The following is a 15,649-nucleotide window of genomic DNA, read 5'->3' as shown; positions in this document are numbered from 1 at the left end:
ACTCTACCGGCGGCCGGTCGACGCCTTGCGGTAGTCGCTGTTCAGTCGGCCGATGAGGGTGAGCGGGATGCCCTTGGGGCAGACCGTGGTGCACTCGCCGGCGTTGGTGCAGCCGCCGAAGCCGGCCTCGTCGTGGGCGGCGATCATGCTCAGCACCCGGGTGTCGCGCTCGGGCTGGCCCTGCGGCAGCAGGCCCAGGTGGCCGACCTTGGCCGCGGTGAACAGCATCCCCGAGCCGTTGGGGCAGGCGGCCACGCAGGCGCCGCAGCCGATGCACGTGGCGGCCTCGAAGGCGGCGTCGGCGTCGGCCTTCGGCACGGGCGTGGCGTGCGCGTCCGGCGCGGCGCCGGTCGGGGCGGTGATGTAGCCGCCGGCCTGGATGATCGAGTCGAACGCGCCGCGGTCGACAACCAGGTCGCGCACGACCGGGAAGGCGGCCGAGCGCCACGGCTCGACGTCGATGGTGTCGCCGTCGTTGAAGTGCCGCATGTGCAGCTGGCACGTCGTGGTGGCCTTGAGCGGGCCGTGCGCGACGCCGTTGATCATCATGCCGCACATGCCGCAGATGCCCTCGCGGCAGTCGTGGTCGAAGGCGATCGGCTCGTCGCCGGCGAGGATCAGGCGCTCGTTGAGGACGTCGAGCATCTCCAGGAAGGAGGCGTCCGGGGAGATGTCCTTCACCTCGTACGTCACCATGCGCCCCTTGTCGGAAGGGCCCGTCTGGCGCCACACGCGCAGCTTGATGTCCATTACTTGTAGCTCCGCTGGGTCGGGTGGACGTATTCGAACTCGAGCGTCTCCTTGTGCAGCACCGGGGGCTCGCCGGTGCCGGCGAACTCCCAGGCGGCGACGTAGGAGAACCGGTCGTCGTGGCGGAGGGCCTCGCCGTCGGGGGTCTGGCTCTCGCCGCGGAAGTGCCCGCCGCACGACTCGGCCCGGTGCAGGGCGTCGACGCACATGAGCTCGGCCAGCTCGAAGAAGTCGGCGACCCGGCCGGCGCGCTCCAGGTTCTGGTTGAGCTGCTCGCCCGTGCCGGGCACCTTGACCCGGGTCCAGAACTCCTCGCGCAGGGACTGGATCAGCGCGATGGCCTTCGTCAGGCCTTCCTCGGTGCGCTCCATGCCGCAGTACTCCCACATGATGTGGCCGAGCTCGCGGTGGAAGGAGTCCACGGTCCGGTCGCCGTCGACGGCGAGCAGCGACGCGAGCCGCTCCTCGACCGCCGTGCGGGCCGCGACCACCGCGTCATCCGACGGGGACACGCGCGGGAACGGGCCCGAGGCGAGGTAGTCGTTGATGGTGTTGGGCAGCACGAAGTACCCGTCGGCGAGGCCCTGCATGAGCGCGGACGCGCCGAGCCGGTTGGCGCCGTGGTCGGAGAAGTTGGCCTCGCCGACGACGAACAGGCCGGGGATGTTGGACTGCAGGTCGTAGTCGACCCACAGGCCGCCCATCGTGTAGTGCACGGCGGGGTAGATGCGCATCGGCGTGACGTAGGGGTCCTCGCCGGTGATCCGCTCGTACATCTCGAAGAGGTTGCCGTACTTGGCCTCGACCGCCGGGCGGCCCAGGCGCGCGATCGCGTCGGCGAAGTCGAGGTAGACGCCGAGGCCGCCGGGCCCGACGCCGCGGCCCTCGTCGCAGACGTTCTTGGCGGCGCGGGAGGCGATGTCGCGGGGCACCAGGTTGCCGAACGACGGGTAGATCCGCTCGAGGTAGTAGTCGCGCTCGTCCTCGGGGATGTCGGCCGGGGCGCGGTCGTCGCCGGCCCGCACCGGCACCCAGACCCGGCCGTCGTTGCGCAGCGACTCGCTCATCAGCGTGAGCTTGCTCTGGTGTGTGCCGGACTCGGGGATGCAGGTCGGGTGGATCTGCGTGTAGCAGGGGTTGGCGAACAGCGCGCCCTTGCGGTGGGCCCGCCACGACGCGGTGACGTTGCAGCCCTTGGCGTTGGTGGACAGGAAGAAGACGTTGCCGTACCCCCCGGAGGCCAGGACCACGGCGTCGGCCATCTCGGTGGTGATCTCGCCGGTGACGAGGTCGCGCACCACGACGCCGCGGGCCCGGCCGTCCACGATGATGAGCTCGAGCATCTCGTGGCGGGCGTTCATCTCCACGTTGCCGGCCGCGGCCTGCCGCTCGAGGGCCTGGTAGGCGCCGAGCAGCAGCTGCTGGCCCGTCTGGCCGCGGGCGTAGAAGGTGCGCGACACCTGGGTGCCGCCGAACGAGCGGTTGTCGAGCAGGCCGCCGTACTCGCGGGCGAAGGGCACGCCCTGGGCCACGCACTGGTCGATGATGTTCACCGATACCTGGGCCAGGCGGTAGACGTTGGACTCGCGGGCGCGGAAGTCGCCGCCCTTCACCGTGTCGTAGAAGAGCCGGTACACCGAGTCGCCGTCGTTGCGGTAGTTCTTGGCGGCGTTGATCCCGCCCTGCGCCGCGATCGAGTGCGCGCGGCGGGGGCTGTCCTGGTAGCAGTACGACTTCACCTTGTAACCGGCCTCGGCCAGCGTCGCCGCCGCCGATCCGCCGGCCAGGCCGGTGCCGACCACGATGACGGTCAGCTTGCGCTTGTTGGCCGGGTTGACCAGCTTGGCGGAGAACTTGCGCCGCTCCCAGCGGGTCTCGATGGGGCCGTCCGGCGCGGCCTTGTCCTCGACGGGTTCGCCTTCGGTCCAGTACGTCATGTCACTTCACCAACCCGGTCAGCACGGCGAACGGCACGGAGAGGTAGCCGGCGACCAGCACAATCGACAGCGCGAGGGCGACCGCCTTGGCGATGCGCTCGCCGCGCGCGGACTGCTGGCCGAGGGTGCGCAGCGCGGAGAAGATCCCGTGCCGCAGGTGGAACCCGACCGCCACGACGGCCAGGGCGTAGAACAGCGTGACGTACCAGCGCCCGGGCGCGAAGTCGGCGAGCACGTTGGCGGAGGGGTGCTGCCCGTCGCCGACCGGGTTCACCGTGCCGGTGGTCAGGTCGAGGATGTGGAAGACGACGAACAGCAGGATGATGACGCCGCCCCAGCGCATGGTGCGGGCCGCGTAGCTGCCCTGGACCTTGGGCCGGTGCGCGTAGCGGACCGGGCGGGCGGCGCGGGCCCGGCGGGCCAGCACGACGGCGGCGAAGATGTGCCCGAGCACGGCCACCGTGAGCCCGCCGCGCTGGATCCACAGGAACCAGGTGCGCGGCAGCAGCGGCGAGCCGAGCTCGCGCAGCCAGTGCGCGTAGTGGTCGAAGGCCTCCGTGCCGACAAAAATCTTCAGGTTCCCGGTCATGTGCGCGAACAGGAACAGCACCAGCAGGGTGCCGGTCCCCGCCATGAGCATCTTCAGCGCGACCGAAGAGGCCTTTTTCTTGGGTTTCGCGGCCTTTGCCGGAGTCACCCGTTCTGCCGTCATTACCGCCACACCGCCGACGCTAGGGGCGCCCGCGCCGATTCGTCCAATGCATGACATCCGCAGCGGCGATAGCCATAGGCTATGGAAGTGCAGTTGCAGCAGCTTCGATACTTCGTATTGGTCGCCGAACTACGACATTTCACCCGGGCGGCCGAGCAACTCGGTGTGAGTCAGCCGACACTGAGTAAACAAATTCACACCCTGGAGGCGACCCTCGGCGCCCCGCTCTTCGATCGCTCCCGCGGCGGCGTCGTGCTCACCACCGCCGGCGAGACGCTGCTGCCCCTGGCCCGCCGGGTGGTCGCCGACGCCGACACCGCGCGCGACGCCGTCCAGGAGGTGGTCGGCCTGCGCCGCGGCCGGGTGCGGCTGGGCGCCACGCCGAGTCTCTGCACGTCACTGGTACCGGTGGTGCTCCGCGATTTCCACGAGCGCCACCCGGGCATCGAACTGCACGTGGACGAGGGCGGATCGCAGGACCTCGTCGCCGAGCTCGTCGCGCACACCCTCGACCTGGCGCTGATCGTCGAGCCGGCCCGGGGCACCGACCCGGCCCTCGAGACGGTCCCGGTGCTGCGCGAGAGCCTCGTCGTCGCCTCCGTCGAGCCGCTGTCGGAGCACATCGCCCTCGCGGACCTGCGCGACACCCCGCTGGTGATGTTCCGCACCGGCTACGACCTGCGGGACACGACCCTGGAGGCCTGCCGGAGGGCGGGGTTCACGCCGCGGTACGCCGTGGAAGGCGGCGAGATGGACGCGGTGCTGGCCTTCGTCGAGGCGGGCCTGGGCGTGGCCCTCGTGCCGAGCATGGCCCTCGTCAACCGGCCGCTGCTGCACGCGGCCCCGCTCGTGGCGCCGGGCGTGCACCGCACCATCTCCCTGGCCCAGCGGCGGGAGTCGGTCCTGCCCCACGCGGCCCAGGCCCTGCGCGCCACCCTGCTCGACCACGTCGCCGCCGGTCCCCTCCCGGTCGGCGTCCAGGCCTTCTGACGCCGGCCCGGCCCAGGACGGGTCGCTCTGACGCCGGCCCGGCTCAGGACGGGTCGCTCTGACGCCGGCCCGGCTCGGGACGGGTCGCCGAGCGGGCGCCGCTCGATCGTGGCGGCGGCGCGCCGGCCCGCGAGATCACATCGACGCGCGGCCGAGTTGAGGAGGGGCGATACTGGTCGATCGTGGAGACCGAACGGAGTGAACGGACGCGGCAGTGGCTGGCCGCGCACGAGCTGAACACGGAGGGTGATCCGGACCACGTGGCCCGGGCCGTCATGCCCGAGATCCGCGGCGACGCCGAGCTGCCCGACGCCGACAAGCTGGAGCTCGGCCTGGGGCTGCTGGAGCTGCTGGACACGTACTGGGTGACGGTGGAGCTGCGCTGGTTCGTCAACGCCGCCGCCGACGAGGCGATCCGCGACGCGCACTGGCAGGCGATCCGCAAGCACCTGGAGCGGCCCAAGCCGAGCGAGGCGGTGCTGTACTCGCTGTGGGTGGACTGGTTCGAGGACATCGCCACGGTCGAGCGCGCCTTCACCGAGGTGCTCGCCCGGGACGTCCCGGCACTGCCCGACGCCGGCGAGGAGCTGCTGCGGCGGGCCGCGGCGGCGCTCAAGGTCAGCGGGCCCGTCCCGTGGAAGCTCAAGCACGCCGTCTACACCGCGGCCGCGGCGGTACCGCGGCTGCGCCCGGCGGTGTTCAACGGCCTGCTGTACAGCTACCACGACATGTACGGCTCGCTCGAGATCGCCCCGGCGCTGGAGCTGCTGGACAGCCTCGAGATGCCCGAGGACACCGAGCACCTTGCCGAGTTGCGCGACGAGCTGACCCACGGGCACGCCAACCGCCACCACCGCGAGGACGCGCCGCCGCCCCCGCCGCAGTAGTCCTCGGAAACTTCTCAGCAACGGTCCGGTAAGTTCGCCAGCGGTGTATCGGGCGTGGCGTTTGGAGGAACGGTTTTGCAGATCTGGGAAGCGATCGTGCTGGGCGTCGTGGAGGGCGTCACGGAGTTCCTTCCCGTGTCCTCGACCGGCCACCTGACCATCACCGAGAAGCTGATGGGCATCCCGATCGACGACAAGGGCGTCACGGCGTTCACCGCGGTCATCCAGGTCGGCGCGATCCTCGCGGCGATCATCTACTTCCGCAAGGACATCATCCGGTTCATCGTCGGGCTGTTCAAGGGGCTGGGCAGCGCCGAGGCTCGCCAGCACGAGGACTGGCGGATGGCCGTCAACGTCATCGTCGGCTCGATCCCGATCGTCATCGTCGGCCTCGCGTTCAAGGACGTCATCGAGGGCGCGCTGCGCAGCATGTGGTTCGTCGCCGGGGGCCTCGTCGTGTGGAGCGTCGTCATGGTGCTCGGCGACCACCTCGGCAAGCAGAAGCGCGCCGAGGGCGACGTGACGTGGAAGGACTCGCTCATCATCGGCCTCGCGCAGTGCATCGCCGTGATCCCCGGCGTGTCCCGCTCCGGCGCCACGATCAGCATGTCGCTGTTCCGCGGCCTCGATCGGGTGACGGCCACCCGGCTGTCGTTCTTCCTGGGCATCCCGGCGCTCACCGGCGGCGGCATCCTGGAGGGCGTCAGCCAGTCCAAGGAGATCGCCGCGACCGTCGGCTGGGGCGCCACCGCGATGGGCACCGCGATCAGCTTCGTGGTGGCCTACGTCAGCATCGCGTGGCTGCTGCGGTACGTCGCCGGGCACACCTTCGCCGCGTTCGTCTACTACCGGGTGGCGCTGGGCGGCATCATCGTCGGGCTGCTGGCGACGGGCGCGATCACGGCGACCTGATCGCCTGCCGTCCCGCGTCCGCACGCGGCGCCCGGATGTTTCGTGCACGTTCGCCTACGGGGTAGGGCTGTAGGCATACGTGGATGGCCTGCCGGGATGCGGCTCACGGCTCCCGACCGTCCGGCTCGGTCCTCGCCCGCCGCAAGGCGTGGTGGGCGAGGACCAGCGGGACGATGCCGACCGGGTACCACCACACGTCCGTCCAGTCGAAGGCGTTGCCGAAGACCAGGCGCAGCAGGATGCTCTGCGCCGACAGGGTGCGCGGGACCGGGGTGAGCTGGGCCAGTTCTACGGCCCAGCACCAGGCGAGCGCCCACGCGCCGGCCGTCAGCGGGTGCGCGGCCGGGCGGAGGAAGACCACGGCGGCGTAGACGGCGGATGCGTACAGGGCCGTCCCGGAGTTCTGTTCCAGCGCGCCGGTGCTGGTGACGTCGCCGCTGAGCACGGCGCGCAGACCGAGGGCCAGGGCCGTGGCGGCGGCCGCCGTGAGGACCGCCGCGATGCGGGTCGCTGTTGTCGACTGGAGCACCCGGCGATGGTAGACAGCCCCGTCACGCCGGCACGCCGGGTCGACTCGAACCGCGGTGATGGTAGACCGCCGGGCCCGATAAGTCGGGCGCTCCGCGCCGCGACTTATCGGACTTTTCGCCTGACGGGGCATACCGCGGCCATATACTGGTTTGCCCGTTTCTTGCGATCATGCGGTGTTGAGCTCCGGACGGGCCGCGGTCAGGACGGCGGGCGCCGGGGCGGACCAATCGCGTTCAGCAGGGGCGGCTGCCGGCGCCGGTGCTGCCCCAGATCCGGTACTCGCCGCCGCCGGGCTGGGTGAGCGAGTACGTGACGTCCCAGCGCGTGCAGGCCTCCGACTCGCGCCCCTTCGGTCCCTTGCCGGGTTCCTGGCGGCTGCGGAACGTGACCCGCGCCTGCAGCACGCCCTTGCCGGTCGGGTCGGGCCCGAGGGCCAGCAGCACGATGTCGTCGTCCGTGCTCGTGCTGATGCCGTCGGTGAACCGCTTGACCGCGCTCGGGTCGCCCTGGTTGATCGAGCCGCCGGGGTCCATGACGCCCAGCGCGGCGGTGGCGTTGCGGGCGTTGACGGCGGCGAAGTACCGGTCGAAGACGCCGGCCACCGCGGGCGCCTGGACCGGGTCGAGGCTGGGGTCGAGGCGGACGCTGCCGACGCTGGCGGGCAGGGTCGGGGGGACCTGGGTGGGGGCCGCGCTCGTGGGGCTGGCCGTGGGCGTGGCGGGCGCGGTGGTGGTGCGGCCGCCGCTGGGGCTGGTCGTGGCCGGCGTCGCGGTGGGGCCGGCGGGGGCGGCGGTGGACGGGTCGGCGGCGCCGGGCAGCCAGCGGTCGCGCAGGACGAACGCGATCGTGCCACCGGCCAGCAGCAGGACGACGGCGACGACGGCCGGGAAGATCCAGACCGGGTGGCGGGGTGTGGCCGGGGTCCACTGGGCGGGCCCGGGCGCCTCCGCCGGCCACTGACCCGGCGCGGCCGTTGGCTGCGGGATGCCGGGTGGCGCGCCCGACGGCCATTGCGTCGGCACCGCGCCCGATTCGGCCGGCGCGGGCGGCTGGCCCGGCACGCCAAGGGCGGGCCACGGCTGCGCAGCGGCGGCCGTTGGTTGCGAGATGCCGGGTGGCGCGTCCGACGGCCAATGGGTCGGCACCGCGCCCGATTCGGCCGGCGCGGGCGGTTGGCCCGGCGTACCAAGGGCGGGCCACGGCTGCGCGGCGGCGGCCACGTTTGGTCCAGGACCGGGCACATTGGGCCCAGAGCCGTGCGGGACCGGGCCAGGTCCGGGCGGAATCGGCCCAGCGCCGGGCGGGATCGGGGCGTCGGGGCTGGCGCCGGGAGACCAGGAGGCGAACTCCTCGGCGGGGGCGGAGGCGGGCCAGGCTACCGGGGCGCGAACGGCGCCGCAGTGCGGGCAGGTGCCGTTCGCGTCCGCGTTGGTCTGGCCGCAGACCCCACACTGCCACATGTACCCGACCAAACCGTACATCGACGGCTGGCACCATCGGCGCAACGCTCAACATCGTGCGCCGTTCGTGCCGCCGTCGGTCAGCGGGCGGCCAACGGGCGGAGCAGGGCCAGCAGCGCCTTGGCGTCCGGGGTGGCGGCGAAGAAGGCGGCGTCGGCGGCCTCCACCACCTCGACCGCGCGGCCGGCCAGCGCGGCGGCCCTTGTCCGTGACGCGCAACAGCTTGGCCCGGGTGTCGGAGGGGTCGACCTCGCGCTCGAGCAGGCCCTTGTCCTCGAGCTTCTGCAGGACCTGCGAGGTCAGTTAGTCGCCGCGCAGACTTACTCGCAAGTCACTGGGTCACGCGGTACTGCGACGTCGCCGACCTGTGCGACGTGCGGCCGACGAGCTGGACGATGACGGTGCTGCCGGTCTTGGTGCCGGCGGGGGCGACCGTCACGCTCTCCTCCACCGCGCCCTGGTCGTCGGCGGTCAGCGTGGTGAGCGTCTTCGTGCTGGTCTTCACGTCGATGCGCTCGCCCGGCCCGAATCCGCTGGCGGTCAGCTTCACCGCGGCGCCCGCCCTGCCGCTCGGCGGCTGCACCAGCACGACGGCCGACCCTGCGCCGGCCGAAGGCGCCGGGCCGGTGGACGGGTTGCCGGGCGGGCCGGACGCGGCGACGGAGCCGCTCGGTGCGGGACCGGCGCCGAACAGGCTCTCCACCCTGGTCTTGCCGTCGTGGACGAGGCCGCGGCCCCACGGGGTGACCGCCATGATGATGGCCACCGGCAGCAGCGGCAGCGCGGCGAAGCGCAGGCGGCGCAGCCATCCGCCGCGGCGCCGTTTCACCGCGGGCGCGGGCTCGGGCTCGGGTCGCGCCGCGGGGCGTTCGTCATCGTCGTCGGGCGGCATGAGGTCGGCATCCCCGTACACGGCCACGTTGCCCTGAATCGTCACGCCCGGCCCGATGACGACCGACGGCCGGGAACGGCGCTGCGGCGGCGTTTCCGGCGCATTCGGTACGCTCCGCGGCCCCGCCTCGTCCGAAAGCCCGGCGGGATGGGCGCTGACCGGGGCGGCGCTCGACCCGGGATAACCGTGCACGGGACCCGCGGGGGACGCAAACCCACCCGATGCGGTCGCGCCGTAGACGGCGCCGGTCTGGGTACCGTCCGCGGACGGCCCGCCGGCCCCCGGACCAAAACCGTCACCGCCCAGACGGAGCCCACCGCCACCCGAACCAAAACCATCCGCACCCGAACCAAACCCGCCGCCGCTCGAACCAAAACCATCCGCACCCGGACCGAAACCGCTGCCGCCCGAACCGAAACCAGCGGCGCCCGGACCGAACCCGCCGGTGGACGGGCCGAAACCAGCGGCGGCCGGAGCCGAACCGTGACCGACGGCAGCCGGACCAGCACCGGTCGCAGCGGGACCGAACCCGGCCGCGACCGGACCCGAATCGCCGGCGGACGGGCCGAACGCGCCGGTGGACGGCCGGGACCGTTGGCGAGCAGGAGAGCGCCGAACGCCACGGGGAGCTCGGGCTGCTCCGGCACGACCGGGGCCAGACCGAACCGCGCGTGCAGCCGGCTCGCCACCAGCGGCAGGCGGCTCGACCCGCCCACGAGCACGATCGCGTCGAGCCGGGCGGGCGTGACGCCGGAGCGGTCCAGCACCCGCCGGGTCTCGTCCACCGCGCGGTCGACCAGCGGGCCGGCGATGCGGTCGAGCTCCTCCCGGGTCAGGTGCACGCCCCGGTCGCTGCCCGGGATGTGCACCGGGGCCGACGAGGTCCGGGCGAGCATTTCCTTGGCCTGGCGTACCTCGGACCAGAACGTCCGCCGGTCCCGGAACTCGCCGGGCGTGCGGGGCGCCGCCAGCCGCTGCCAGAGGCCGGGATCGCCGGTGGCGACCAGGTGGCCCAGGTGGCCGACGAGGGCCGCGTCGATGTCGGTGCCGCCCAGGTCGGCCAGGCCGCCGGTGGCGAGCACCCGCAGGCCGGCCGGGGCCGCCTCGACCACGGTGACGTCGAGCGTGCCGCCGCCGAAGTCGAAGACCACCGCGCAGCGGGCCGGGGCCAGGCGGCCGCCGAGGGCGCGGACGCAGTACGTGGCGGCGGACACCGGCTCGTCGAGCAGCGCGACCCGCCCGAGCCCGGCCCGGGCGGCCGCGTCGAGCAGGACCGCCCGGCGGGTGTTGCCCCAGTCGACGGGGCAGGTCAGGACGCTCGCCCCGGCCACCGGCACGCCGGTCTGGGCGGCCTCGGTCGCGGCCCGGCGCAGCACGGCGGCGAGCAGGTCGGCGACCGGCACCTCGCGGTCGCCCAGCAGGATCGCGCCCTCGTCGATGCGGCCCTTGGGGTTCGGCTCGAACCGCGCGGCGTCGGTCATCATGTGCCGCTCGGCGTCCCGGCCGACCAGCAGCGCGCCGGCCCGGTCGGCGAAGACCGCGGAGGGCAGCATCGGCGAGCCGTCGAACAGCAGCGGCCGGGGCGTGCCGTCGCCGCGGTCCACCACCGCGACCGTGTTGGACGTGCCGAGGTCCACCGCGAACCGGAAAGGCATCGCGGCATCCTATCCGCGCCGGCGCGGACCGGGCACCGGCCCGTCAGAGCCGGGCGAGCAGCTCCGGCAGCGGCAGGTCGGTGGCCGCGCGCAGCACCACGTCGGCGGCGGCGAAGGCCGTCGGGTCGGTGTACGGGTTGGGGATCGCCACGCACCGCAGGCCCGCCGCCTTCGCCGCGGCCACCCCGTGCGCGGTGTCCTCGAAGGCCACCACCCGGCCGGGCGGGAGGCCGAGGCGCCGCAGCGCGAGCAGGTACACGGCCGGGTCGGGCTTGTGGCCGGCGACCTCGTCGCCGTAGGCCCGCGCCTCGAACCGCTCCAGCTCGCCGACCCGGGCCAGATGGCCCTCCACCCACTCCCGGGTCGAGCTGCTCGCCACCGCCAGGCGCAGGCCCAGGCCGGCGGCCGCGGTGAACCAGTCGCGGAAGCCGGCGGCGAGGTCGAGGCCCACGTGGAGGGTGTCGCGGTAGGCGATCCGGCGGGCGTGACTGGCCGGGCGGTCGAAGCCGGGGCCCACCGCGGCGGCGAGCGCGGCGAAGTGGTGCTCGGTCATGTCGCCGCCGTGGTCGGCGAAGAACGTGGACTCGTCGAGGGCGAGGCCGTGGTACGCCCACTCGGTCCGCCACGCATCGAGGTGCGTGTCCTCGGTGTGCATGAGCAGGCCGTCGAAGTCGAACACGAGCGCTTCGATGCCGGGGGCCATGCCGGTCACGGTACGGGCGGAGGGCGGACCCGGACGGCCCCTGCGCAGGCGTTTATGACCCGCGTCACGTCCCGCGGACACCCGGTGCAAGCTGGCCGGCGGACCGATTCCCGAGGACACCTCGCATCCAGTACGGTTCCTGCGTGATGCACGGGGACAACTCGGAGCCGGCGGCGGCTCCGGCGGGGGCGGGCCCACAGGAGCCCGCGGCACCGGCCGGGCCGCAAACTGCCGCGCCGCCGCTCGCGCCGGAACCGCCACCGGCCCCGACCTACTGGACACCGCCCGCCGCGGTGCCCGCTCCCGCCGCGGCCGACGCCGCGACTTCGCCGGTGGCCGTAGCACAGGACGCGCAAAGGCTCGCGGAGCCCGGGGAGGCCACGGAGCCGGAGGCGCACCAGCAGCCGCGCACGACGGTCACCGGCGCGGGCCTGCACATCCCGCAGCAGCGCGGCCCGGAGATGTACACGCCCGCCGCCTACCCCGCGGCGCCGCCGTACCACCCGCCGCAGTACCCCGCCGGGTACTGGCCCGGGCAGCCGCCGTTGCCGCCCCGGCCGCGGCGCCGAGGCCTGGTCGCGACCGGCGTCGTCACCGCCGCCGTCCTGGTGCTCGCCCTGCTCATCGGGATCGCCTTCGCCGGCTCCGGCGGTAAGCGACCCCTCGCCGGCGCCGCCCACCCGCTCGCCGGGCGCTCCGCCGGGTCCGGTGCGGCGGCGACGGGCTCACCCAAGGCCGAAACCGGGGTGTCGGTCCCGATCCTGGACGCGCTGGGCAAGCAGTCGAAGGCGCTGCTGGCCGGCGACCGCGACGGGTACCTCGCCGAACTCGGCGGTGGCCTGCAGGACGGGTTCTCCCGGCGGTTCGGTTCGCTGCGCGCGATGGGCGTGCAGCGGTGGACGCCCTCGCTGGTCGACCGGCCCTCGCAGAACGCCGACGGGACCTGGTCCGTGCTGGTCCGCTGGGACTACTGCTTCGGCCAGGGCTGCACCCAGCTGTTCCCGCAGGTCGTGCAGACCTCGTGGACGGTCACCGGGAGCAAGGCGACGGTCGCGAAGTACGAGCAGACCTCCGAGCCGTGGGACGCCTCCGCGCTGCAGACGTCGGTCGGGCGGCACGTCATCGTGGCCGGCACCGCGGCCAGCGCGGGCAAGCTGCAGCGGGTGGTGGCCAAGGCCGACGCGGCGGCGGACGTCGCGGACCGGTTCGCGAAGTGGGACCCGCCGCCGAAGTGGTACATCGTGTACATCGCCGGCCAGGGCGAGTGGAAGTCGTGGTGGGACAACGGCGACATCGGCGCCAACTACGACGGCTACTCGACCGGCCCGCGCGGCATCGTCATGCAGGCCGCCGACGCCGGCCAGGACTTCCTGCAGATCCTGCTCACGCACGAGTTCGGCCACGTGGTCACGGTCGGCGAGGACTACGGCACGGCCAAGACCTGGTGGATGACCGAGGGCATCGCCGACTACATCGCCAACGGCGACGGCCGCACGATGCAGGGCCGGGTGCCCAGCGTGCGGTGGTTCGTCAAGCACGGCTGGGACGGGACGATCACGCTCGGGCCGCCGCCGGAGAGCGCCGGCGGCGAGGAGATCAGCGGGCGGTACGGCATCGCCCTCATCGCCATCAACTGCCTGGCGAAGAAGTTCACCGAGCCGAAGATGCTCGACTTCTTCGGCGAGGTGGTGCGCAAGCAGGCCTCGCTGGAGGCCGCCTCGGCGAAGGTCTTCGGCACCGACTGGGCGGGCGTCGCGACGTCGTGCGCCGGCCAGGTGCGCAGCGCCTGACCGCCACCCGGCGCAGACGATCGAGCCGAAAAGTCCGGACATCGCACGATGTCCGGACTTTTCGTTATCCCCAGGTCACGCGAGCCAGTGCGAGGCCAGCAGCTCGAAGGAGCGCACCCGGTCCCCGTGGTCGTGAGTGATGGTCGTGACGAGCAGCTCGTCGGCGCCGGTCACCCGCTGCAGCACCGAGAGCTGCCGCGACACCTCCTCCGCGGTCCCCACGAACTGCGTGTCCAGCCGGTCCTGGACCAGCGCCTGCTGCTCCGGCGACAGCGGCGAGGCCGATGCCTCGGCCGGCGTCGGGAAGGGGATCGCGCCGCGGCCGGAGCGGATGCTGTACACCCAGTGCCCATACGGCGACGCCAGCCGGCGCGCCTCCTCGGAGGTCTCGGCGACCACCACGTCGGCCGAGACGAGCACGTACGGCCGGTCGAGCACCGCCGAGGGCCGGAACGCCGAGCGGTAGTGGTTCACCGCCTCCAGCACGGTGGCCGGCGACACGTGGTAGTTGGCCGCGAACGGCAGGCCCCGCTCCCCCGCCACCTGCGCGCTGCGCCCCGCGCTGCTGCCCAGGACCCACAGCTCGGTCTTGGCCCCCTCCCCCGGCGTGACGTGCACGTCGATCCCGTCCCGGGCGTAGGTGCCGCCGATGAGCGCCTGGATGTCGTCGACCACCTCGGCGAAGTCCGGGGACTCGGCGCCGGGCTGCTGCTGCAGGCCCGCCTGGACGGCCCAGCGCGGTGACGCCACGATGGTGGTGAAGTCGAACGGCGGCGGGATGAGCAGGCCGTCGACGACCGTCGACGAGGTGCGCTGGGCCGGGCGCGGGGCGGCGGCGGCCGCGACGGCCTCCGTGCGGCGCTGGCCGGAGCGGCCCAGGCCGAGGTCGATGCGGCCCGGGAAGACGGCGTCGAGCAGCCCGAAGCTCTCCACGATGGACAGTGGCGTCTGGTGGCCGACCTGGACCGCGCCCGAGCCGACCCGGATCCGGTCCGTGGCCGCGGCGATGAGCCCGATGAGCACCGCCGGGGCGGCGCTGGCCACCCCGTCGGTGAAGTGGTGCTCGGCGACCCAGTACCGGTGATACCCGTGCGACTCGGCCCGCCGGGCCAGGTCGATGCTGTTGCGCAGGGCCGCCCCGGTATCGCTGCCCGACGGGACAGGTGCGAGGTCCAGAATGGACAGTGGCACGTTCACGACGACCTCCCCAGGACGCCCTCGGCGAAGGCGTAGACCTCTTCCAGATGCGGATAGCCGGACAGGATGAACTCGGAGATGCCGGCCGCCCGGTACTCCTCGATGCGCGCGGCCACCTCGGCGTGGCTGCCGACCAGCGCGGTGCCCGCCCCGCCGCGGACCAGGCCGATGCCCGCCCACAGGTTGGGCGCGACGACCAGCCGGTCGCGGTCGCCGCCGTGCAGGGCCAGCATGCGCCGCTGCCCCTCCGAGTCCAGCCCGCGCAGGCTCTCCTGGCGCTGCCGTACCGTTGCCTCGTCCAGGCCGGCAATGAGCCGCTCGGCGTCGTCCCAGGCTCGCTCGGCGGTGTCGCGGGTGATGACGTGCAGCCGGATGCCGAAGCGGAGCTCCCGGCCGTGGGCGGCGGCCTCGGCCCGGACCTTCTCCACCTTCTCGGCCACCTGATCGACCGGCTCGCCCCAGGTGAGGTACACGTCGGCGTGCCGGGCGGCGAGGCGGACCGCGGCGGGCGAGGAGCCGCCGAGGTACACGGTGGGCGTGCTCGGCGGCGGCTCGCGCAGCAGCCCGCCCTCGACGGTGTAGTGCGGGCCGGCGTGGTCGAACGGCTCGCCGCGCCAGGCGGCGCGCACGACGTCGAGGAACTCCCCGGCCCGCTCGTAGCGGGCGTCGTGGTCGAGGAAGTCGCCGTAGCCGCGCTGCTCCGCCGCGCTGGAGCCGATGACCACGTTGAGCAGCAGCCGCCCGGCGGACAACCGCTGGAAGGTGGCGGCCATCTGCGCGGCCAGGACGGGGGCGATGAGCCCGGGGCGGAACGCGACGAGGAAGCGCAGCCGCTGGGTCTGCGCGATGAGCGCGGCCGTGGTCAGCCAGGCGTCCTCGCAGTGCACGCCGGTCGGGGTGAGTACCCCGGCGTAGCCGAGCCGGTCGGCGGCGCGGGCGATCTCGCCGAGGTACTCCAGGCTCGGCGCCCGGTGCGTGGCCGAGCGCTGCAGCGCGGCCGCGTCCTGGGCGCCGATGATGCCGCCGTGGCTGCCCGGGCCGACGGCCCGGTCGTCGCCGCCGGTCGGCAGGAACCAGTGGAAGACGGGGTCACTCATCGGCCAGGCCCAGGCGCCCGCGCAGGGGCGTGGTCGTGTACTCGGCGCGCGGCACTCCGTGCTCCTGCGGTCGTTCGGGCATGACGAAACCTCCGAGATCCGGAGCGGCTAAGCCGACTAATCCTACGTGTGAACT

At 73.4% G+C, this 15,649-nt stretch carries 14 protein-coding genes; 4 read left to right on the top strand and 10 right to left on the bottom strand.

Annotated features, from left to right (window positions below):
* Positions 1–3: 3 nt before the first annotated feature.
* From AB0M46_RS07970 to AB0M46_RS07960, 3 genes are read right to left on the bottom strand one after another with little or no spacing between them, the layout of a single operon-like run.
* Positions 4–750, bottom strand: a complete 747-nt coding sequence (locus AB0M46_RS07970) for a succinate dehydrogenase/fumarate reductase iron-sulfur subunit (RefSeq protein WP_363333646.1) — start codon at positions 748–750, stop codon at positions 4–6.
* Entirely contained in the window at positions 750–2,687 is a 1,938-nt protein-coding gene (locus AB0M46_RS07965) for a fumarate reductase/succinate dehydrogenase flavoprotein subunit (RefSeq protein ID WP_363333644.1), read from the bottom strand. Before AB0M46_RS07965 ends, AB0M46_RS07970 begins: the two co-directional genes overlap by 1 nt.
* Before the next feature lies 1 nt (position 2,688).
* On the bottom strand, positions 2,689–3,399 hold the full coding sequence (locus tag AB0M46_RS07960; RefSeq protein WP_363333763.1) for a succinate dehydrogenase cytochrome b subunit: 711 nt from the start codon (positions 3,397–3,399) through the stop codon (positions 2,689–2,691).
* 81 nt (positions 3,400–3,480) lie between these two features.
* Here AB0M46_RS07960 and AB0M46_RS07955 point away from each other — a divergent pair, with 81 nt between their 5' ends.
* The 3 genes from AB0M46_RS07955 to AB0M46_RS07945 all read left to right on the top strand — a co-directional run bounded on the left by AB0M46_RS07955 (position 3,481) and on the right by AB0M46_RS07945 (position 6,188).
* Positions 3,481–4,389 (top strand): LysR substrate-binding domain-containing protein, encoded by a 909-nt coding sequence (locus tag AB0M46_RS07955; protein ID WP_363333642.1) that lies wholly within the window; start codon positions 3,481–3,483, stop codon positions 4,387–4,389.
* A gap of 182 nt (positions 4,390–4,571) precedes the next feature.
* Positions 4,572–5,276, top strand: coding sequence for a hypothetical protein (locus AB0M46_RS07950; RefSeq protein WP_363333640.1), 705 nt, complete (start codon positions 4,572–4,574; stop codon positions 5,274–5,276).
* A gap of 75 nt (positions 5,277–5,351) precedes the next feature.
* Complete coding sequence (locus AB0M46_RS07945; protein WP_363333638.1) at positions 5,352–6,188, top strand: undecaprenyl-diphosphate phosphatase; 837 nt, start codon at positions 5,352–5,354, stop codon at positions 6,186–6,188.
* 103 nt (positions 6,189–6,291) lie between these two features.
* On the opposite strand, the gene AB0M46_RS07940 is transcribed toward AB0M46_RS07945, so the two are convergent.
* The 5 genes from AB0M46_RS07940 to AB0M46_RS07920 all read right to left on the bottom strand — a co-directional run bounded on the left by AB0M46_RS07940 (position 6,292) and on the right by AB0M46_RS07920 (position 11,429).
* On the bottom strand, positions 6,292–6,717 hold the full coding sequence (locus AB0M46_RS07940; protein WP_363333636.1) for a DUF2809 domain-containing protein: 426 nt from the start codon (positions 6,715–6,717) through the stop codon (positions 6,292–6,294).
* A 235-nt stretch (positions 6,718–6,952) separates the two neighbouring features.
* On the bottom strand, positions 6,953–7,741 hold the full coding sequence (locus AB0M46_RS07935) for a hypothetical protein (RefSeq protein WP_363333634.1): 789 nt from the start codon (positions 7,739–7,741) through the stop codon (positions 6,953–6,955).
* 769 nt (positions 7,742–8,510) lie between these two features.
* Positions 8,511–9,116, bottom strand: a complete 606-nt coding sequence (locus AB0M46_RS07930; protein WP_363333632.1) for a hypothetical protein — start codon at positions 9,114–9,116, stop codon at positions 8,511–8,513.
* The gene (locus AB0M46_RS07925) at positions 9,113–10,726 is read right to left on the bottom strand and encodes an Hsp70 family protein (protein WP_363333630.1); all 1,614 of its coding nucleotides are present in this window, start codon (positions 10,724–10,726) and stop codon (positions 9,113–9,115) included. Before AB0M46_RS07925 ends, AB0M46_RS07930 begins: the two co-directional genes overlap by 4 nt.
* A 43-nt stretch (positions 10,727–10,769) precedes the next feature.
* Positions 10,770–11,429 carry an HAD-IA family hydrolase gene (locus AB0M46_RS07920; RefSeq protein ID WP_363333629.1) on the bottom strand — a complete coding sequence of 220 codons (660 nt, stop codon included), beginning with the start codon at positions 11,427–11,429 and terminating at the stop codon, positions 10,770–10,772.
* 332 nt (positions 11,430–11,761) lie between these two features.
* Here AB0M46_RS07920 and AB0M46_RS07915 point away from each other — a divergent pair, with 332 nt between their 5' ends.
* Positions 11,762–13,219, top strand: coding sequence for a hypothetical protein (locus AB0M46_RS07915; RefSeq protein WP_363333627.1), 1,458 nt, complete (start codon positions 11,762–11,764; stop codon positions 13,217–13,219).
* 75 nt (positions 13,220–13,294) lie between these two features.
* On the opposite strand, the gene AB0M46_RS07910 is transcribed toward AB0M46_RS07915, so the two are convergent.
* Positions 13,295–14,416 carry an LLM class flavin-dependent oxidoreductase gene (locus AB0M46_RS07910; RefSeq protein WP_363333625.1) on the bottom strand — a complete coding sequence of 374 codons (1,122 nt, stop codon included), beginning with the start codon at positions 14,414–14,416 and terminating at the stop codon, positions 13,295–13,297.
* The gene (locus AB0M46_RS07905) at positions 14,413–15,513 is read right to left on the bottom strand and encodes an LLM class flavin-dependent oxidoreductase (RefSeq protein ID WP_363333623.1); all 1,101 of its coding nucleotides are present in this window, start codon (positions 15,511–15,513) and stop codon (positions 14,413–14,415) included. Before AB0M46_RS07905 ends, AB0M46_RS07910 begins: the two co-directional genes overlap by 4 nt.
* Positions 15,514–15,649: the final 136 nt, after the last annotated feature.

The organism is Dactylosporangium sp. NPDC051485 (assembly GCF_040682015.1).
Taxonomy (GTDB): Bacteria; Actinomycetota; Actinomycetes; order Mycobacteriales; family Micromonosporaceae; genus Dactylosporangium.
This window is presented reverse-complemented; position numbering and strand designations above follow the sequence as displayed.

Coding starts and splice junctions, on each gene's coding strand:
- AB0M46_RS07970 (WP_363333646.1), bottom strand. CDS start 750: ATGGACATCAAGCTGCGCGTGTGGCGCCAGACGGGCCCTTCCGACAAG.
- AB0M46_RS07965 (WP_363333644.1), bottom strand. CDS start 2,687: ATGACGTACTGGACCGAAGGCGAACCCGTCGAGGACAAGGCCGCGCCG.
- AB0M46_RS07960 (WP_363333763.1), bottom strand. CDS start 3,399: ATGACGGCAGAACGGGTGACTCCGGCAAAGGCCGCGAAACCCAAGAAA.
- AB0M46_RS07955 (WP_363333642.1), top strand. CDS start 3,481: ATGGAAGTGCAGTTGCAGCAGCTTCGATACTTCGTATTGGTCGCCGAA.
- AB0M46_RS07925 (WP_363333630.1), bottom strand. CDS start 10,726: ATGCCTTTCCGGTTCGCGGTGGACCTCGGCACGTCCAACACGGTCGCG.
- AB0M46_RS07920 (WP_363333629.1), bottom strand. CDS start 11,429: ATGGCCCCCGGCATCGAAGCGCTCGTGTTCGACTTCGACGGCCTGCTC.
- AB0M46_RS07905 (WP_363333623.1), bottom strand. CDS start 15,513: ATGAGTGACCCCGTCTTCCACTGGTTCCTGCCGACCGGCGGCGACGAC.